Source organism: Streptomyces sp. NPDC002793 (assembly GCF_040295485.1).
GTDB lineage: Bacteria > Actinomycetota > Actinomycetes > Streptomycetales > Streptomycetaceae > Streptomyces.
On record NZ_JBEOVL010000033.1, the window covers coordinates 18,607 to 37,210 of the forward strand.

18 protein-coding genes are annotated in these 18,604 nt (G+C 71.7%); 5 read left to right on the top strand and 13 right to left on the bottom strand.

Features of this window, described 5'->3' with window-relative positions:
- Nucleotides 1-98 precede the first annotated feature (98 nt).
- The 3 genes from ABT001_RS26785 to ABT001_RS26795 all read left to right on the top strand — a co-directional run bounded on the left by ABT001_RS26785 (nucleotide 99) and on the right by ABT001_RS26795 (nucleotide 3,915).
- Nucleotides 99-1,061, top strand: a complete 963-nt coding sequence (locus ABT001_RS26785; protein WP_351282337.1) for an SDR family NAD(P)-dependent oxidoreductase — start codon at nucleotides 99-101, stop codon at nucleotides 1,059-1,061.
- A 148-nt stretch (nucleotides 1,062-1,209) separates the two neighbouring features.
- Nucleotides 1,210-3,006: a gamma-glutamyltransferase family protein gene (locus tag ABT001_RS26790; protein ID WP_351282340.1), complete on the top strand. Its 1,797-nt coding sequence runs from the start codon at nucleotides 1,210-1,212 to the stop codon at nucleotides 3,004-3,006.
- A gap of 45 nt (nucleotides 3,007-3,051) precedes the next feature.
- Nucleotides 3,052-3,915: an inositol monophosphatase family protein gene (locus ABT001_RS26795; RefSeq protein WP_351282342.1), complete on the top strand. Its 864-nt coding sequence runs from the start codon at nucleotides 3,052-3,054 to the stop codon at nucleotides 3,913-3,915.
- Here ABT001_RS26795 and ABT001_RS26800 read toward each other — a convergent pair.
- A complete protein-coding gene (locus tag ABT001_RS26800) occupies nucleotides 3,880-4,731 on the bottom strand; it encodes a nucleotidyltransferase domain-containing protein (protein ID WP_351282345.1) in 852 nt (283 codons plus the stop codon). The two genes, ABT001_RS26795 and ABT001_RS26800, sit on opposite strands and share 36 nt — an antisense overlap.
- An 86-nt stretch (nucleotides 4,732-4,817) precedes the next feature.
- Between ABT001_RS26800 and ABT001_RS26805 the strand changes: the two genes are divergently transcribed.
- Nucleotides 4,818-6,233, top strand: a complete 1,416-nt coding sequence (locus tag ABT001_RS26805) for a phytoene desaturase family protein (protein WP_351282347.1) — start codon at nucleotides 4,818-4,820, stop codon at nucleotides 6,231-6,233.
- 14 nt (nucleotides 6,234-6,247) lie between these two features.
- Here ABT001_RS26805 and ssuE read toward each other — a convergent pair whose 3' ends face one another.
- The 10 genes from ssuE to ABT001_RS26855 all read right to left on the bottom strand — a co-directional run bounded on the left by ssuE (nucleotide 6,248) and on the right by ABT001_RS26855 (nucleotide 16,227).
- The gene (gene ssuE / locus ABT001_RS26810; protein WP_351282349.1) at nucleotides 6,248-6,805 is read right to left on the bottom strand and encodes an NADPH-dependent FMN reductase; all 558 of its coding nucleotides are present in this window, start codon (nucleotides 6,803-6,805) and stop codon (nucleotides 6,248-6,250) included.
- A 55-nt stretch (nucleotides 6,806-6,860) separates the two neighbouring features.
- The gene (locus tag ABT001_RS26815) at nucleotides 6,861-7,634 is read right to left on the bottom strand and encodes an alpha/beta hydrolase (protein WP_351282352.1); all 774 of its coding nucleotides are present in this window, start codon (nucleotides 7,632-7,634) and stop codon (nucleotides 6,861-6,863) included.
- Between the two features lie 54 nt (nucleotides 7,635-7,688).
- Nucleotides 7,689-9,029, bottom strand: a complete 1,341-nt coding sequence (locus ABT001_RS26820) for an NtaA/DmoA family FMN-dependent monooxygenase (RefSeq protein ID WP_351282354.1) — start codon at nucleotides 9,027-9,029, stop codon at nucleotides 7,689-7,691.
- 57 nt (nucleotides 9,030-9,086) lie between these two features.
- A complete protein-coding gene (locus ABT001_RS26825) occupies nucleotides 9,087-9,971 on the bottom strand; it encodes an ABC transporter ATP-binding protein (RefSeq protein ID WP_351282357.1) in 885 nt (294 codons plus the stop codon).
- Nucleotides 9,968-10,882 carry an ABC transporter ATP-binding protein gene (locus ABT001_RS26830; protein WP_351282360.1) on the bottom strand — a complete coding sequence of 305 codons (915 nt, stop codon included), beginning with the start codon at nucleotides 10,880-10,882 and terminating at the stop codon, nucleotides 9,968-9,970. The genes ABT001_RS26825 and ABT001_RS26830 overlap by 4 nt, the downstream gene beginning before the upstream one ends.
- Nucleotides 10,879-11,766: an ABC transporter permease gene (locus ABT001_RS26835; protein WP_351282362.1), complete on the bottom strand. Its 888-nt coding sequence runs from the start codon at nucleotides 11,764-11,766 to the stop codon at nucleotides 10,879-10,881. The genes ABT001_RS26830 and ABT001_RS26835 overlap by 4 nt, the downstream gene beginning before the upstream one ends.
- Before the next feature lie 2 nt (nucleotides 11,767-11,768).
- The gene (locus ABT001_RS26840; protein ID WP_351282364.1) at nucleotides 11,769-12,797 is read right to left on the bottom strand and encodes an ABC transporter permease; all 1,029 of its coding nucleotides are present in this window, start codon (nucleotides 12,795-12,797) and stop codon (nucleotides 11,769-11,771) included.
- Between the two features lie 41 nt (nucleotides 12,798-12,838).
- The gene (locus ABT001_RS26845; protein WP_351282367.1) at nucleotides 12,839-14,410 is read right to left on the bottom strand and encodes an ABC transporter substrate-binding protein; all 1,572 of its coding nucleotides are present in this window, start codon (nucleotides 14,408-14,410) and stop codon (nucleotides 12,839-12,841) included.
- A gap of 438 nt (nucleotides 14,411-14,848) precedes the next feature.
- On the bottom strand, nucleotides 14,849-15,796 hold the full coding sequence (locus ABT001_RS26850; protein WP_502967529.1) for a DsbA family oxidoreductase: 948 nt from the start codon (nucleotides 15,794-15,796) through the stop codon (nucleotides 14,849-14,851).
- Nucleotides 15,793-16,227 carry an RrF2 family transcriptional regulator gene (locus ABT001_RS26855; protein WP_351282369.1) on the bottom strand — a complete coding sequence of 145 codons (435 nt, stop codon included), beginning with the start codon at nucleotides 16,225-16,227 and terminating at the stop codon, nucleotides 15,793-15,795. Before ABT001_RS26855 ends, ABT001_RS26850 begins: the two co-directional genes overlap by 4 nt.
- Before the next feature lie 150 nt (nucleotides 16,228-16,377).
- Between ABT001_RS26855 and ABT001_RS26860 the strand changes: the two genes are divergently transcribed.
- Nucleotides 16,378-16,887 carry a cupin domain-containing protein gene (locus ABT001_RS26860; protein ID WP_351282372.1) on the top strand — a complete coding sequence of 170 codons (510 nt, stop codon included), beginning with the start codon at nucleotides 16,378-16,380 and terminating at the stop codon, nucleotides 16,885-16,887.
- A gap of 13 nt (nucleotides 16,888-16,900) precedes the next feature.
- On the opposite strand, the gene ABT001_RS26865 is transcribed toward ABT001_RS26860, so the two are convergent.
- A complete protein-coding gene (locus ABT001_RS26865; protein WP_351282375.1) occupies nucleotides 16,901-17,065 on the bottom strand; it encodes a hypothetical protein in 165 nt (54 codons plus the stop codon).
- 169 nt (nucleotides 17,066-17,234) lie between these two features.
- Nucleotides 17,235-18,467, bottom strand: coding sequence for a right-handed parallel beta-helix repeat-containing protein (locus tag ABT001_RS26870; protein WP_351282377.1), 1,233 nt, complete (start codon nucleotides 18,465-18,467; stop codon nucleotides 17,235-17,237).
- Nucleotides 18,468-18,604 lie beyond the last annotated feature (137 nt).

The window sequence follows — 18,604 nt, forward strand, 5'->3', positions numbered from 1 at the left end:
TAACTTAAGTACCTTCGGTACGTTGGCAACGTACCGAAAGTACTTTAACGTCGGCATGGAAGATACCTCCGGTACGATAAAGCAGTTGGGGGCCTGACATGAGCGACAAGTGGACGACGGCGAACGTTCCGGACCAGCGCGGGCGGGTGGCCGTGGTGACCGGGGCCAACACCGGACTGGGGTACGAGACCGCCAAGGTGCTCGCCGAGCGTGGGGCGTCCGTGGTGCTCGCCGTGCGCGACGTCGAGAAGGGCGAGCGGGCAGCGGCCCGCATGACCGGCGATGTGACCGTGCAGGCGCTGGACCTGACCTCGCTCGAGTCCGTCCGGACCGCGGCGGCGGCGCTGCGGTCCCGGCTCGACCGGATCGACTTGCTGATCAACAACGCCGGCGTGATGTACACCCCGAAGCAGACCACCCGGGACGGCTTCGAGATGCAGTTCGGCACCAACCACCTCGGCCATTTCGCGCTCACCGGGCTGCTGCTGGACCTGATGCTGCCGGTGCCGGGCTCGCGCGTGGTGACGGTCAGCAGCACCGGCCACCGCATTCGGGCCGCGATCCACTTCGACGACCTGCATTGGGAGCGGTCGTACGGTCGGGCCGCCGCCTACGGTCAGTCCAAACTGGCCAACCTGATGTTCACGTACGAGCTGCAGCGTCGGCTCGCCACGCGCGGCACCACCGTCGCGGTGGCCGCGCACCCCGGCATGTCCAGCACCGAGCTCGCCCGCAACACCCCCGCCGCCCTCCGGCTTCCGCTCACCTGGCTCGCGCCGCTGATCACCCAGACGCCGGCCATGGGCGCGCTGCCGAGCCTGCGCGCCGCCACCGACCCCGGCGTGCTCGGTGGCCAGTACTACGGTCCCGGCGGACGCAACGAGGTCAAGGGCCACCCCCGCCTGGTCACCTCCAGCCCGCAATCGTACGAGGTGGCCGTCCAGCAGCGGCTGTGGGCCGTCTCCGAAGACCTCACCGGGGTGAAGTTTCCCGTCGTCCAACCCGAGCAGCACGCGTCACCGGCCATCACCCTCGATCACTATGCGCGCCTCATGCCGTAGGGGGTCGCAGAGGGCGACAGGCGATCGATAGCCTGCTCGGCGATCAGGTGAACGACCTTGCAGGGTGAAACTCCCCAGATTCTCCCCAAGCCCGATCGTGAGCCGTGATCGGCCCGTCTGACCCGCACAACTGGCAAGGTGACGCGCGATGTTCACGACCCGGCCCACCCTCCAGGGCACCTTCGGCATGGTGTCCTCCACCCACTGGCTCGCCTCGCAGTCCGCGATGGCCGTCCTGGAGGGCGGCGGAAACGCCTACGACGCGGCCGTCGCCGCCGGATTCGTCCTGCACGTCGTCGAACCGCACCTCAACGGCCCGGCCGGCGAGGTCCCGATGATCCTGGCGCCGAAGGACGGCGACGTACAGGTGCTCTGCGGCCAAGGCCCCGCCCCCGCGGGGGCCTCCGCCGCGCACTACCGCTCGCTCGGCCTGGACCTGGTCCCCGGCACCGGCCCGCTCGCCGCCGCCGTGCCGGGCGCGTTCGACGCCTGGATGCTGCTGCTGCGAGACCACGGGACGAAGACCCTCGCCGAGGTCCTGCGCTACGCGATCGAATACGCCGAGGACGGCCATGCCCCCGTCGAGCGGGTCGGCCGGACCGTGGAGACCGTCCGCGCGCTCTTCGAGACGGAGTGGCCGAGCTCCGCCGAGGTCTACCTCCCCGGAGGAGAGGCGCCCCGGCCCGGCACGCTGTTCCGCAACCCGGCCCTCGCCGCGACCTGGCGCCGTCTGCTGGCCGAGGCCGAGGAGAAGGGCGGCCGGGACCGGGACGCCCAGATCGACGCGGCCCGCGCCGTCTGGCGTACGGGGTTCATCGGCGAGGCACTGGTCCGCCAGGCCGCCGTCCCCACCATGGACACCAGCGGTACCCGCCACACCGGCACACTCACCGCCGCCGACCTGGCGGACTGGTCCGCGACGTACGAGGCGCCCGCCACCTACGACTGGAACGGCTGGACACTGGCCAAGGCCGGAGGCTGGAGCCAGGGCCCCGCCTTCCTCCAGCAGCTCGCCCTCCTCCCGGCCGAGCTCCCGGCGTACGGTTCCGCCGACTACGTCCACCTGCTCATCGAGGGCTGCAAGCTCGCTATGGCCGACCGTGAGGCCTGGTACGGCGACGCCACCGGCGTACCGCTCGACACGCTGCTCTCCGGGCCGTACAACGACGAGCGCCGCGCCCTGATCAAGGACACCGCCTCCCTGGAGCTGCGCCCCGGCAGCCCCGACGGCCGCACTCCGCTGCTCAGCGCGCACGCCCGCGCCGTCGCCTCCGGCTTCGGCGCCCTGGGCGTCCCGGCGGCCGGAGCGGGCGAGCCGACGGTGGCCGAGGACGGCGCGACCCGGGGCGACACCTGCCACCTCGACATCGTCGACCGCTGGGGCAACATGGTCGCCGCGACCCCCAGCGGCGGCTGGCTCCAGTCCAACCCGGTCGTGCCCGGGCTCGGTTTCCCGCTCGGCACCCGGCTCCAGATGGCCTGGCTCGACGAGGGCCTGCCGAACACGCTGACCCCCGGCCGCCGCCCACGCACCACCCTCACCCCGTCCCTCGCCCTGCGCGACGGGGTCCCCGTCATGGCCTTCGGCACCCCCGGCGGCGACCAGCAGGACCAGTGGCAGCTGCACTTCTTCCTCGCCGTGGCGCTGCGCGCCGAGGTCCGGGGCGGGCTCGACCTCCAGGGCGCCATAGACGCCCCGAACTGGCACAACGACAGCTTCCCGGGCTCCTTCTTCCCGCGCGGGATGCGCCCGGGCAGCGTCACCGTCGAGGACGGCATGGACCCGGAGGTCGTCGGAGAACTCCGCCGCCGCGGCCACCACGTCACGGTCGGTGACCCGTGGTCCGAGGGCCGGTTGTGTGCCGTCGCCCGTGACCCGGAGACCGGTGTGCTGTCGGCCGCAGCCAATCCCCGGGGGATGCAGGGCTACGCCGTAGGCCGCTGACCACCTGCCCGGGGCGCCCCCGGCGGACCGTGCTTAGCTGGAGTCATGATCGATGACTTCCTGTACGGGACCGCCGGGCACGCCGGGCAGACGGCCGAGGTGGAAGCAGTGGTCCGCGCGGCGGCCGCCGCCGAGATCCTGCCCCGCTACCGGCAGCTCGCCGCACACGAGATCGTCGAGAAGAGCGGCCCGCACGACCTGGTCACCGCCGCGGACCGGCTGGCCGAGGAACACCTCACCGCGTCCCTGACCCGGCTGCTGCCGGGCTCGGTCGTGGTCGGCGAGGAAGCGGTCCACGCCGACCCCGCCGTCTACGACGCGCTCGGCGGCGACGCGCCCGTGTGGATCGTCGACCCGGTCGACGGCACCCGCCAGTTCGTGCACGGCGAACCCGGCTTCTGCACCCTGGTGGCCCTCGCCCTGCACGGCGAGGTGTACGCCTCATGGACGTACGCCCCCGTCCTCGACGAGATGGCGGTAGCCGTGAAGGGACGGGGCGCCACGCTCAACGGCACCGCGCTGCACAGCGGTTCGCCCGCGCCCGGCGCGGTGCTCAAGGTGGCCATGTCCCACCCCGACTACACCTCCGACGCCCAGAAGCGTGCTCTGCTCGGCCTGCGGACCGACGGCATCGACGCCCGCGCGTGCGGATCGGCCGGCCTGGAGTACCTCGCCGTGGCGTGCGGCGCGCAGGACGCGGTGGCCTTCAACTGGGAGTTCGCCTGGGACCACGCGGCGGGCCTGCTCCTGGTCACCGAGGCGGGCGGCTCGCAGTCGACGCTCTCGGGTGTCCCGTACCGCATCACCGGCGGCAACGACCTGCCGTTCACCGCGGCCAGGGACCGGGGGACGGCGGAGCGGGTCCTCCAGGCGCTACGGACCGGCCGGGGGCCGGCCGCCGGGGGCTGAGGAGCCGTCCAGCACCGCCCTCACCTCGCGTACGACACCGGCCGCCGTCTCCACGGAGGCCGGGCCCAGACCGCGCAGCGCCTCGGACACCCGGTCGGCGAAGCCGGCCGGGGTGGCCGGCAGGGCTGCGGCGGAGGCGAGCGCACCCTTCTCGTTGAGACACCAGACACGGTGGTGGGCGTGCAGGGCCTGGGCGAGGACCCCGAAGGCCTTCGACAGACAGAGGGCGACGTGGAGCGTGTCCCCGGACGAGGCCGACTTACGCGCGGCGGCCACGGAGAAGTCCGCCTCCCACGCCGTGTCGGTCAGCGCACGGCGCAGCGGGTCGGGGTAGACGCGCATCGCTTTCCGTAGGGCCGTGAGCCCGCCGCTCGGGTCCTCGACGACCTGGCCCAGGGCGACCTCGCCCACGTAGCACGGGGACCAGAAGCCCAGCGGGTGGCCGGGCTGGATGCCCACCTCGAAGCGCCCCGCCCGGCAGTCCGACCACACGGCCTCCACGCGGTCCAGATCGCGCAGGATCCAGTCGACGGCGACGCCGTCGACCGTCAGCCACGCCCCGCCGTTCACCCAGATGCCCCAATCCCCGGGTCCCGCCACCTCGGCGGGCGCCCCCTGGACCTCGGACGCCAGTGCGGTGAGAGCGGCCAGGTCCGGGGCACCCCGGTAGTAGACGCCGAGGTCCCAGTCGGAATCGGGGCGGTGGGTGCCCCGGGCCCGGCTTCCGCCCAGGGTGACGGCCTCGACGCCGGAGAGCCGGACGAGCCGGGAGGCCATCGCGGCGACGGCGGGAGAGGGTATGCATGCGTGGTTCATCGGGCGGGAGGTTACCCGGGGGCCCGATGTGGGTGCGCGCGAATATCCTGGGTTCCCTGGCCATCGGCTGACGAAGGAGTCCGAAGGTGCCATCGATGCTGGATGCCGTCGTCGTGGGGGCGGGCCCGAACGGGCTGACAGCCGCGGTCGAGCTGGCCCGCCGCGGCTTCGCCGTAGAGGTCTTCGAGGCGGGGGAGACCGTCGGCGGCGGTGCCCGCACGGAGGAGCTGACCCTCCCGGGCTTCCTCCACGACCCGTGTTCCGCCGTGCACCCGCTGGGCATCGGGTCCCCGGCCTTCCGCGCCATGCCGCTCGCCCGGCTCGGCCTCGAATGGCTCCACGCCCCGCTGTCGCTCGCCCACCCCTTCCCGGACGGCTCCGCCGCGGTGCTCACCCGGTCCGTCGGGGAGACCGCCATGTCGCTGGGCCCGGAGGACGCGGGCGCCTACCGCAGGCTGGTCGCTCCCTTCACGGGGCACTGGGACACCCTCGCGGAGGACTTCCTGCGCACTCCGTGGGACGGCCTGCCCAAGGATCCGCACCGCTACGCGCGCTTCGGGCTGGCAGCGGTCCAGCCCGCCACCCTTCTCTCCCGGCGTTTCCGGGGGGAGAAGGCACGCGGTCTGATCGCGGGGCTCGCCGGGCACGCCATCGCACCTGCCAGTGGCATCGCGACCGGCGGCATCGCACTGCTCTTCGCACTCGCGGCACACGAGAACGGCTGGCCGGTGCCGCGCGGCGGCTCGCAGGCCATCTCCGACGCGCTGGCCGCCTTCCTCCTCGAAGAGGGCGGCACCATCCGCACGGGCATCGAGGTCAGACGCCTCGACGAACTGCCGCCCGCCCGCGCGTACGTCTTCGACACCTCGCCGACCGCGCTCGCCCGTATCGCCGGGCTGGGCGGGGCGTACGACCACTACCGCTACGGGCCCTCCTGCTTCAAGATCGACTACGCGCTGTCGGGCCCCGTGCCCTGGACCGCCGAGGACGCCCGCCGCGCCGGCACGGTCCACCTCGGCCCCTCCGCAGCCGAGATCGACGCGGCCCTGCGCGCGGCGGGGGAGGGGCGGGACCCGAGCGTCCCGTTCCTGATCACCGCTCAGCCGAGCATCGTCGACCCGACGCGCGCCCCGGCGGGCCGCCACGTCTTCTGGGTGTACGGGCACGTCCCGTCCGGCTGGGAAGGCGACGCCACCGAGGTCATCGAGCGCCAACTGGAGCGATTCGCGCCGGGGTTCCGTGACCTCGTCCTGGCCCGCGCGATCGCCGGACCGCCCCGACTCGCGGCCCGTAACGCCAATTACGTCGGCGGTGACATCGCCACCGGCGCGTTCGCCGGGCTGCAGACGGTGCTCCGACCCAAGCTCGCCCGCGTGCCGTACGCCACCGCTCACCCCGCGGTCTTCCTCTGCTCGTCGGCCACCCCGCCCGGTCCCGGTGTGCACGGCATGTCCGGCCACCACGCGGCCAAGGCGGTGTGGCGGCACCTCAGGGCAAAGTGAGGTGGCGGAGGCTCTCAGCCCGTGGGCGCCAGCACAGCCGTGCGCCCGCCCAGTGCCCGGGAGAAGGTGTCCGTGACCTGGGCGAGGGCCTCGGCCGTGCCGGGGGCGACGGCCAGTGTGCCGTCCTCGCCGGTGGTGATGTCCTTGTCGAGCGTGAACCAGCCCGGGACGATGTGCGTCGCTCCCATGGAGCTGAGCACCGGGCGCAGCGCGTAGTCGATCGCCAGCACATGGGCCGTGCTGCCCCCGGTGGCCAGCGGCAGCACGGTCTTGCCGGTCAGCGCGAACTGCGGGAGCACGTCCAGCAGCGTCTTCAGCAGACCCGAGTAGGCGGCCTTGTAGACGGGGGTGCCGATGACCACCCCGTCCGCCGCCTCGAACAGTGCTGTGGCCCCGACGACGGCCGGGTGGCGGAAATCGGCGCCGAGCAGTGCCTCGGCGGGCAGGGTGCGCACGTCCAACGGCGTGACCTCGTGGCCCTGGTCCCGGAGCCGGTCGTCCAGGTGGCGCAGGAGGCGTGCGGTGCGGGAGGTGGCGGAGGGACTGCCGGAGACGGACAGGATGGTTGCCATGGGAGAGCCTTTCTCTACGGGGCGGACATCCCGGCGGTGCCGGGCGTGACAGGGGTTACCACGTGCTCGCTTCGACCGTGACGACCGGCACCAGCTCGTTGCGCACGGTCTCCAGGAAGGTGACGAGCTCCGCGGCCACCGAACGGTGCTGCGTGTCGTTCAGGACGTCGTGGTGTGCGCCCCGCACCACCGAGAGCCGGGCCTTCGGAAGGGACTTCGCCGTGCGCGCCAGTGCCTCGTGGTCCGCGAGCGGATCGGTGTCACCGGCCAGGAGCAGTACGGGGACGCCCACCTCACTGCCGTACGCCGACGAGAGCAGGGCCTCCGGCACCGCCCTGCCGAGCGCGCCGCGCCGGATCCCGGCGTCCTCGGTCAGGGCGCCCCGGTGGGCGGGGCACGCGGTACGCACGCCGAGCTCGTCCTCCCAGCCGGCCACGTCGGTGGCTGCCCCGAGGCCGGGCATGCCCGCGAGGACGACGGCGTCCGGCCGGGCGGCGGGCGGTACGCCGTCCCGGCCTAGGAGCGCCGCGACGACGGCGGCTCCGCTGTCGGCTCCGACGAGCACGAGAGGGCGTGCGACCCCCTCCTCGCCGGTGGCGGAGTCCTCCACGGCGGCGGCGAGGAGGGCGCCGAAGCGGAGCAGCGCCCCGGCCAGGTCCTGCTCGTCGAGGACGGGGGCGTCGACGACCCGCACGCGGTAGGCGTCGGCGGCCAGCCGGCTGCCGAGCCGGGTGTAGGCCGCCCGGGTCTCGCCCCGTCCGGGCACGACGAGGAGGGTGCCGCGTGTGCGGAGGCCCTCGGGGGCGTAGTGGTCGGTGTACTCGGTCAACTCGGTCTCCTGCGTGGGTGTGTGGGTGTGCGTGGGCGTTCGCGGTGCCCGTCGTCAGCCGTTCGCCGCCTCGCGCCCGGCGGTGTGGCGGTTCGCGGGGACGGGCAGGCCGAGGTTGCCGCGCAGGGTGTCGGCCTCGTACTCGGTCCGGAACAGTCCGCGCTGCTGCAGGAGGGGCACCACACCGTCCACGAAGCGTTCGAGGTCGGTGGTGTTGCGGAAGGCCAGGTTGATGCCGTCCAGGGTGCCCGCCTCCGACCAGTGCTCGATGGTGTCGGCCACGGTCTCCGGGGACCCGACGAACGGTGAGCGGCGGAACGCGTTGACCGACTCCGCTACTTGACGCAGCGTGAGTCTTTCTGCCGTCGCACGTTCGATGATCTTCCCCGCGCCTGTCCGGCCGCCCTTCTCCGCCAGGTGGGCGACGTCAGGGAACGGTGCGTCCAGGTCGTGCGTGCTGAAGTCGTACGCGCCGAAGGAGCGGCCCAGGAGTGCGAGGTTGCTCGCGAAGTCGTTGTCCTCCTCGAAGATCTCCCGCTCCCGGCGCCGTGCCTCCTCGTCGGTCGCACCGACGATCGGGCCGCCGTGGATGAACACCTTGATGTGGTCGGGGTCACGGCCGTGGGCCGCGGTGCGCTTCTTGATGTCGGCGTAGTACTCCTGGGCCGACTCCAGGGTGCCGCCCGGTGCGTAGATGCCCTCGGCGACGCGCGCGGCGAGGTCGCGGCCCTCGGCGGAGACCCCGGCCTGGAAGATGACCGGCTGTCCCTGGGGCGAGCGGGAGATGTTGAGCGGGCCCGCGACCTTGAAGTGCTCCCCGTCGTGGTCCAGCGCGTGCAGTCGTGACGGGTCGAGGAAGACGTCGCGCTCCACGTCGGCGGGGAACGCGTCGTCCTCGTAGGAGTCCCACAGACCGCGCGCGACCTGCACGGACTCCAGGGCGCGGCCGTACCGGGTGGCGTAGTCGAGGTGTTCGTCGAGTCCGTAGTTCTTCGACGTACCGGTGTCGAAGCTGGTCACGACGTTCCAGCCGGCGCGGCCGCCGCTGATGTGGTCGAGGGAGGCGAAGCGGCGGGCCAGGTTGAACGGGGAGTTGTACGTCGAGCTGGCGGTGCCGACCAGGCCTACGTGCCGGGTGTGGGTGGCGACCGCGGAGAGCAGGGTGAGCGGCTCCAGGCGGTTGAGGTAGTGCGAGGGGTAGGTGGCGTTGATGAACTGGCTGTCGACGACGAACAGCGCGTCGAAGAGGGCGTGTTCGGCTGCCTGCGCCTGCTGGATGTAGTAGTTGATGTCGATGCTGGCGTTCTTCGCGACGCCCGGGTCCTTCCAGAGGCCGTGCTGGCCGGGGCCGCCGACGCCGTACGGGTGCAGTGCGAGATGGATCCTGCGGGACATGGGGTGTTCCTCTCCTGGGGTGTGCGGGGGGCGGGAAGGGGCCGGGGCCCGGCGCGGTCAGCCGCTCAGCTGCGCGCGCAGGGCCTCGCGCTCGGCCCGGTCGGCGGCCCGGTCGGCGGTTCGCGAGCGCAGCGTCGGCGCGGAGCCGACGAGCAGGCGTGTGTACACGTGCCGTGGATGGTTGATGACGTCACGGGCCGTGCCCACCTCGACGAGCTCACCCCGGTAGAGGACGGCGATGCGGTCGGCGGTGCCCGCGACGGACCCGAGGTCGTGGGAGATGAAGACGAGGGACGTACCGGAGTCCCGGAGCTCCTTGAGGATCTCCAGGACCTGGACGCGGTTGGCGGAGTCCAGGGCACTGACCGGCTCGTCGAGGATGACCAGGGAGGGCTCGGTGACCAGGGCCCGGGCCACGGCGACCCGCTGGCGCTGACCGCCGGAGAGCTCACCGGGCAGCCGTCCGAGCAGGTCGGCGGAGAGCCGGACCCGATCGAGGAACGCCCGGCCCCGTTCGACCGCCTCCCCGCGCGGTACCCCCTGGACGAGCAGTGGTTCGATCAGGGAGTCCTCGACGGTGAGATCGGGGTCGAGACTGCGCAGCGGGTCCTGGAAGACGTACTGGACGGTGCCCCGGCGGCGCAGGGCGCGCCACTGACGGTTGCCGTACCGGGTCACGTCCTCACCTCCGATCCGGATCGAGCCGGCGGAGGTCCGTACGAGGCCGAGAACGGTGCGGGCCAGCGTGGACTTCCCCGAGCCCGTCTCGCCGATGACACCGACGGTCTCCCCCGGAGCGATGTCCAGCGAGACGCCTCGCAGGGCGATCCTGCCCCGGTGTCCCCGGCCGTAGCGGACCTCCAGGTCCTCGACAGCCAGGACGGGGACCGGTGCCCCTCCCTTCGGGCCTGGTAGGGCCGCTTCACGTGACGCGGTGGTCATGACGCCTCCTCCTCGGCCTTCTCGGTGTTCGGGGCGAGGAACGTGTCCAGGCCGTACTGCTCGTGCTCGGCCATGAGCAGCCGGGTGTACGCGTGCTGCGGATCGTGCAGCACCGATCGCGTCGGCCCCTGCTCCACCACCTCGCCCTGCCGCATGACCAGGACCTCGTCGCACAGCTGGGCGATGACGGCCAGGTCGTGGGAGACGACGACGAGCGCCAGACCGGTGCGTTCGCGCAGTTCGGCCAGCAGGTCGAGAATCTCGGCCTGGACCGTGACGTCGAGGGCCGTCGTGGCTTCGTCGGCGATGAGGGCCCTCGGTTCGACGGCGATCGCGGCCGCGATCAGGACGCGCTGGAGCATGCCCCCCGAGAGCTCGTAGGTGTACTGGCCGTAGACCAGCTCCGGGTCCCGCAGCCGTACCGCCGTGAGGAGTTCGAGGGCCCGCCGACGCGCCTCGCGGCGCTTCGCACCCGTCTTGACGCGGATGACCTCGGCTATCTGGGCGCCCACCCGGATCGACGGATTGAGATAGGAGGCCGGGTCCTGGAACACGGCGCTGATCGTGGTGCCGCGCAGGGCCGTCCACCCGCGTGGCGTCAGGGTCTCGATGTCGGTGCCGTCGATCTCGACCGTTCCGCCGGATACCTCGAAGTGCGGGGGCAGGATCCCGAGGACGGCACGGCAGGTGAGGGTCTTGCCGCTGCCGGACTCGCCGACGATGCCGATGGCCTTGCCGGGCGTGAGATCGAAGCCGATCCCGTGGACGATCTCCCGGTCGGTGACGCGGTCGGTGATGTGTACGTCGCGGACGGCGATGACCGGGGGTGCGACCGGGGTCGCCGACGCCTGTGCGCGGCCACGGTCGAGGGCGGCGTTCCGGGACAGGGCGTTCCGGGACAGGGTCCTCATCGGGAACCTCCCAAGGGGACGGGGGCGGATGTGCCGGTGCGGGTTCGGGCCCTGCGCCGGTCGAGCAGGGCTCGGCCCGCCTCACCGGAGACGTCGCGGATGGTGTCGGCGAGCACGTTGCACGCCCAGACGGTGACCATGATCAGCAGGGCGGGTGCCACGGGAGCCCAGGGCCGGTGACTGAGGTAGCCGAGATCCGAGGCGAGCAGACCGCCCCAGGTGGGAGCCGGCGGCTGGACGCCGATGCCGAGGAAGGTCAGGCTCGACACGATGACGAATCCCACGCCGATGGTCTGGGCGAGCGCCACCGCGATCGGCGGCAGCACCTTGACCCACACATGGCGGCGTACGACCCAGCCGGTCGAGGCGCCCGAGATGATCGCGGCCTCCACGTACGGCGACCGGGCGACCGCCAGCGTGGCGGCGCGGGACACCCGGTAGAAGAGCGGGGACACCAGGGCACCCGTGACGAGCATGGCCTGCGTGATGCCGTTGCCGAGCAGCGCGATCACGGCGATGGCGAACAGCAGGAACGGCAGGGCGACCAGGGTGTCGGCCAGACGGAGGGTCAGCCATTCGAAGACCCGGCCCGAGTAGACCGACAGGATGCCGGGGACCGTCCCGACGACGAGGGCCGTCAGTGCCACCTCCAGCGATCCGAGCACGCTGACCCGTGAGCCGTCCAGCAGGCGGCTGAACACGTCACGGCCCAGGTGGTCCGTCCCGAGCCAGTGGGCCCCCGAGGCCGATGCGAGTGTGTGGTCGCTGGTCGCGAGGGGGTCCTGCGGGGCGATCCAGGGCCCGCAGACGGCGAGCAGAGCCACCAGCAGCAGGATCCCCACGGCGATCCGGCCGAATGTGAGTGAAAGGACGCGGCGCACCATCGTCATACCCCCCGCTGGGATGCCGGCATCACACGCGCCAGCACCAGATTGATGATCAGGTTGAAGGTGACGACCAGCACGATCGACACCACGAGCACGCCCTGCACCGCCGGTACGTCACCGGCCTGGGCCGAGTCGTTGGCGAACCTGCCGAAGCCCTGGAGCCCGAAGATCCACTCCGTGATCACGGAGGCGCCGACCAGCGCCGGGAACTTCTGTCCGACCGTGGCGAGCGCGGGCCCGAGACCGTTGCGCAGGACATGTGCGAAGAAGATCCGCCGCGGGCTCAGGCCCCGGACCACCGCGCCCGTCACGTAGTTCTCGCCGTAGGCGGCGACGAGGCTCGACCGCAGCTGACGCGCGACGTCGGCGATGACGTCGAAGCTCAGCGCGAGTGCGGGGAGCGTGATGTGGGCGAGCCAGGGGCCGGTCCCCTGCTCGGCCGGGACGTAACCGGCCGAGGGGAACAGACCGAACCCCACCGCGAGGACCGACACCAGCACGATGCCGACGACGAAGGCGGGCATCACCGAGATCACGGTGACGAACCCCGTGATCGCCCGGTCGACGGCGGTGGTGCGCCGGAGTGCCGCCACCGTGCCGAGGGCGAAGCCGACGACCGCACCGATGATCAGCGCGAACGTCGCGACCGAGAGGCTCACCCCCAGGCCGAGGCCGATCAGGGTGGAGATGTCGGCCCCGTTGACCCAGCTGGTGCCGAGTTCCCCGTGCAGGACACCGGAGAACCAGTCCCCGTACTGGGCCAGGAAGGGCTTGTCGAGCCCCCACTCGGCCTCGATGCGCTGGATCGCCTCGGGAGTGGCCTCCTCGCCCAGCTGGATGCGTGCCGGGCTGAGTCCGCTCATGGACCGCAGGGCGAAGGTCACGAAGGTCGCCACCAAAAACACCGGCACGAAGATCGCGACCGACCGGCCGAGCACGGACACCACCCGACCTGCCGCGTGCCGCGCCCTGCTCGTGGCCACCCGGCGGCGGCGTTCAGGAGTGAGTTCCGGCGTGGTCGTCGTCATGGGGCTGCCCCCTCTCTGGAGTGGATGGGGTGGAGGGACGGTCAGGAACCGCCGGCGATCTTCACGCCGGTCCAGTCGATGTGGGCGGGGTTCTCCGGCAGGTCGGAGAGCGCCTTGCTCTTGGCGAAGAGGTTGGGCGAGGAGAAGGTGAAGATCAGGGCCCGGCTCTCCAGGCCCGCACGTGTCGCAGCCTGCAGGACCTGCGCGTAGGCGGGTGCGTCCAGAGGCGTCCGGCGGACCTCGGCGACGGCCTCCTCGAAGCCGTCCGGCTCGTACGGAGTGCTCAGGTTCAGCGGGCCGTCGGGGCCGAAGTGGGCGGTGAGCGTCTGCACCGCGGAGTCGCGGCCCGTCGTCGAGTACAGGGAGAAGGCCAGGTCCTTGGCGAAGAACGGAGTGGCCCAGTTCTTGTCGATCTTGATCGTGACCTTGATGCCCACCGCCGCGAGCTGCGACTGGACGATCTCGGCCTGCGGGTCCTCCGCCGGGACGACCAGGTCCAGCTTGATGTCGCCGGGCCGGTGGCCCGCCTCGGCCAGGAGCTTCTTCGACTTCGCAGGGTCGTAGGGGTAGGAGTTCTCCGACTCGGCGTCGTACGCCACATAGCCCTTGGGGAAGGGCTGGTCGGTGGGCTCGCCGTGCCCGAACGTCAGCTTGTCGACGAACTCCTCGCGGTTGACCGCGTGGCGGAGCGCGTCGACCACCCTGTCGTCGTCGAACGGCGCCTTGTTGACGTTCAGGCTGATGTTGGAGGCGTTGAAGCCGGGCTGGGAGAACACGTCCAGACCTGCCTCGTCGGCGGCGGAGGCCTGACTCGGGTCGATGTCGGCGAAGTTGTAGACGCCGGTCCGGAGCCCCGACACGACGGTCGAGGCGTCGGGGGCGGAGACCAGTTCGACGTGGTCGATGTGGATGTTCTTCGCGTCCCAGTAGTCGGGGTTCTTCCGCAGGACCGCCTTGGTGCCCGGGATCAGCTGGTCGATGACGAACGGTCCGGCACCGACGGGCTCCTGGTCCAGCTTCGCCGGGTTCGCGGCTGCCTTCGGGCTGGCTATCTGCAGGACCCGCTGCCCGAGCAACTGCGGTATCTGGTAGTCGACCTGAGTGAGACTCAGCGTGGCGTCCAGGCCGTCGGCCTCAACCGACCCGATCGACGTCAGGTCGCCGAAGAGCGCGGAGTTCTTCTGCTTCTGCGCCCGCTCGATCGCGGCCTTCACCGCCGCGCCGTCGACCGGCTCGCCGTCGCTGAACTTCAGCCCGGGACGTACGTGGAAGGTGATCCGGTCGCCCTTCTCGTTGTACTCCCAGCTCTCGGCGATGTCCGGGACGGCCTCACCCTTCTCGTCCGTACGAGTCAACGATGCGTACACGAGCGAGAGTTGACGGAACTGTGCGCCGCTTCCCCCCACCACGGGATCCCAGTGGCCCGGGAAGTAGGAGGAGGCCCATTTCAAGGTGGCGCCGCCGGCCGACGACGAGCCGCTGCCACCGCAGGCGCTCAGAGCCGGCACCAGCAGGGCGATGAAGGCGGTTCCGAGGGCGGCGACCCTCAGGCCACCCGCCTGTCGGGCCGACCGGGCGTCCGGTCGGCGTCGGATCGTGAGTCGTGCGGGCATCTCGTTCTCTCTGTCGGGTCCCGGCCCTGAACAGGGCAGCAGGAAGCGGGGGATCGGGAGTGCGGCACCCGGCGCGGAACCGTCGTCGCGTACGTGGCCATGCGCCGCCGAGGAGTCGGCGCATGGCTGAGCAGGGGTGAGCCCGGGCGGGGCGTCGAGGAACGCACGGACCCGTACGGGATGCGACGAAAGGGCGCGACGGAGGGCGGGGGAGCCGAAGCCGGGACAGGCGCGGATCAGTGGACCGGCGGGCAGCCGGTGCTGCCGACGGAGGTCAGACGGCGCCTGTGGAGCGGGGGTGGTGGGCGGTCAGCGACAGAGTGCGCTGGAGGTGCGCCGCAGGTCCACGTAGCGGCACACCACACCGGGGTGCGTCGTGAGCATGGGCACATCCTGGCGGCAGCCGTCCGCGCCTGTCAATGGACACCCTTTGGTGTCTCATTCGGCGGGACGGGGCCTCAGCCGCAGCTCAGAGCGGTACGGCGCGGGGCGAGATGGCCCGGGACGTGCTGATGCCTCATCAGGATGCAGCCACAGAGGGCCGTTGCCGGTCTCCAGCGGGATCGCCCCCGGCGGGGGCCACGCCCCTTCCGCCAGCAGGTGGCGCTCCGGTTCGGTGAGGCTCCCGTGGAGTTCCAGCGCCTCGGCGGGGGAAAGCGGCGCGGCCGGACCCAGAAGTCCCGGGAAAACCTCCTCGACGGCCGCCGCGTAGGTCGTGTACGGCCGCCAGCCGGGGACCACGCGATGACCCGAAGGGGCGCGCAGCAGGAGCGTCGGCAGTGCGTAGCGGTACCCGCCCCCGGACGCCTCCTTGGCGGTGCCGGGATGCGGCGATCCGCTCCGTACGGCCAGGACTTCGGGGACCGGCCGCCGTGCCTCCGCGCGGTCGGCGCGCACCCGCTCCAGCGCCCCGGGTGAGGCCGCGTCGGACCTCAGCCGGTCCGGGTCCAGACCCGGGACGCCGCGCGTGGCGGCCACCGCGGCCTCCAGGGTGTCCGCCGGCTCGCCCAGCGCGAAGACGGTCTCCCGCAGTCGGCGCAGGACCCGCTCGGCCACTCCGCCGCCCTGGAGCTCGGCGGCCACGGCCACGAGGGACGAGGGCCAGGAGCTCGCCGCGACGCGGCTCAGCCGCGCGGCCCGGGGTGCGCGGGTGTGCGCGCTGATCCGCTCGACGTAGCCGGCGTAGTACGCGGTCTCGGCCGCCGGATCGGGCGCGGGGTCGTCCTCGTCGTCGAAGAGGACCGCGTACGCGCGCCGCCAGTGGACCCGGCCCGCCAGTGCGGTACGCAGCCTGCGGAAGGCGGGTTCCGACCCCCAGGCCCACGGGCACATCGGGTCGGTGTACTCCACCACCTCCACCGGGGACGGATCCGGCCCGCCGGTCACGCGGCACCGATCGCGGACGGCTGCTCGCGAGCCCCGTCGGCCAGCAGCGCCGCCAGGGACAGCCCCCCGAGCACCGCCGCGGCCTCCGACTCGACGCGCCTCCACACCCCGGGCAGGCCCCCCGCGGGGCCGGGGTAGTCGAGGGCGGCCAGCGACGCGCCCCGCAGGGTGATGAGTTCGCCGTCGACAGCGCGGACGACATCGAGCAGGGAGATCTCCCCGGCAGGTCTGCCGAGCCAGTAACCGCCCTCGCAGCCACGCTGGCTGCGCACCAGTCCGGCTTTGCGCAGTTCGCCCACCACGGACTTCAGGAACCTGAACGGAATCTCCTGCGAGGAGGCGATGGCCTCACAGGAGAGCGGACGGCCGGGATCACTCGCGAGCTCCAGCAGGGCACGCGTGGCGTAGTCCGCCTTCGCGGAGATATGCATCCCCACATCATGCCCCGGCGTAGGGGTGCGGGCGAAGTTCCCCGGCTGCTCCCGCCCGCACCAGGGCCCGCATTGCGGGAACGTTGCCGCAGGTGAACGGTATAGGACACCTCTTGACATCCTTTTCGCCGCCGTCCTAGCGTCCCTGCCATGAGCGAGCCGTTGACGACCCCCGGAGAGGGCTTCCACCCTCATCTCCATGAAGCCCCGGGCCGCCCGGCGGCGCCCCTGCGCACCCGTCTGCACCACATCCGCGCGGACGCGCTGGACGGCGACACGGCGCAGACCGGGGGCATGCGCAGGTTCGGTGCCGTCAGCGGCAGGACCGTGGGTTCCGAGAAGCTGTGGATGGGCCAGACCCATGTGGCTCCCGCGACCGCGTCCTCCGATCACCATCACGGGGAGTCCGAGACCGCCATCCATGTGGTCAGCGGGCACCCGGAGTTCGTCTTCCTGGACGACTCCGGGGAGGAGCCGGAGGAGGTGCGGCTGCGCACCTCACCGGGCGACTACATCTTCGTACCGCCGTTCGTGCCGCACCGCGAGGAGAACCCGGACCCCACCGAGGAGGCCGTGGTCGTCATCGCCCGCAGCACCCAGGAGGCGATCGTGGTGAACCTGCCGCGTCTGTACGCCCTGGAGCCCGGCGCGACCGACTGATCCCGTCCCGCGCTCACGGTCGGCCGGGCTGTTCCTCCTCCTTGGAGGAGTCGCCGCCCCGCTTGTTCCACGGGATGTGGGTGGCGAGTACGTCTCCCACGGTGCCGACCACGTTGACGGTGATCGAGCCGACGACCTTCACGACCCGTACGATCGCCGAGCCCGCGACCTCTTCCATGGTCCGATCCCTCCGTGTCCGTCTCCCCGGCCTACATCGATCACGGAGACCCGATCCGCCGTCGCCGGGTTGCCCGCCGGGGCCGGACGGGCCGACGCCCTCCGCCGGTCCGTCCGAGTGGGGCGGGCGGACCGGCGAGGGGCGTCGGTGGTCATGTCCGGTGCTGTGCCTACGGATTGACCTTGTCGCCGCCGAAGGTCACGGCGAGGGAGCCGTCCTCGGCGAACGCCCAGTCCATCGCTCCGGAGTAGTCGGCGCACTTGGAGCCGTTCGTGCCGGTCCAGAACTGGTTGGAGCTGTCCGCGTCGCCCACGGTCTTGTCGTTGGAACCGTCGTCGCTGCGGCAGGAGACGTTGTTGCGGTACACCGAAGTGCCCTTGTCGAAGGAGAAGTTGCGCTCGGCGTTGTCGATGCTGATGTTGTCGGACACCGTCATCGAGCCGGGGTTGCTGTTGTAGGTGAATCCGTGCTTTCCGTTGTCGTAGGCGATGTTGCGCCGGACGATGTGATCGACCTCGATGTCGTCGCCGCCGAGCTTGTAGCCGTTGCGGTCGCCGTCGGAGTTCACGGTCCCGTCGGAGAGGGTGCCGTTGTCGTAGGAGAGGGAGTCCTCGATGGTCACCGGGCCGATGGGGCCCGTCTCCGACTTGGTGTAGAGGTCCCAGCCGTCGTCGATGTTGTTGTGGGCCACGGTGTGGCGGAAGACGTTGCCGGGGCCCGAGGTGAGCTTCGAGGCGAACCCGTCGGCGTCCTCGCCGTCGGAGTCGGCGTTGTCGTGCGATTCCGAGCTGAGGACGAGGTTGTTCGCGGGCCACTCGTCGTCCGGGGTGTCGGAGGCCATGCGTGAGATCTGCAGGCCCGAGTCGTGGTTGAAGCGTGTGACCACGTGCTCGATGACGTTGTCGCTGCCGCCGACGAAGATCCCGTTGTCACCTGCGTGTTCGACGACGATGCCGTCGACGTGCCAGTACGCGCCGTTCACGGCGAGCCCGCGGTTGGCCGGGTCCTCGGCCATGGCCGAGAAGTTCAGGACAGGTGACTCGTCCGGGTAGGCGGCGAGCGTGGTGCGGGCGCTCGCGGTGCCGTCGTTGCCCGGCGGGATGGTGACCGTTTCGGAGTACGCGTACGTCCCGCCGCGCAGGTAGATCGTCCCGCCGGAGGTGACGCGGCTGATCGCCGAGGGGAGTGTCGTCGGATCCGCCTCGGTGCCGGCCGCGTCGTCACTGCCGTCGGGCGCCACGTGGAGGGCGTCGGCGGCCACGGCGGCCGGGGCGGCCACCGCGCCGGTGCGGAGGGGGGAGCCGCCGGGGGCGGACGTGGCCTGGGCCATGGTTCCGGACAGCGCGAGTGCCGAGCCGGCCAGCAAACTGATACACGCGATGACGGACTTCTTCTTCTGCATCGATGTCTCCAGATCGGGTTGGGGCGGCAGTCGTGTCGGTTCGTCCCGCTGTACAGACAGGACTGCCGGGGCCCCTCTGGGTTAGGGGGCAAGCGCTTTCTGCGACCGTAAATGGCTGTCGTGAGCGCGTCAATGCA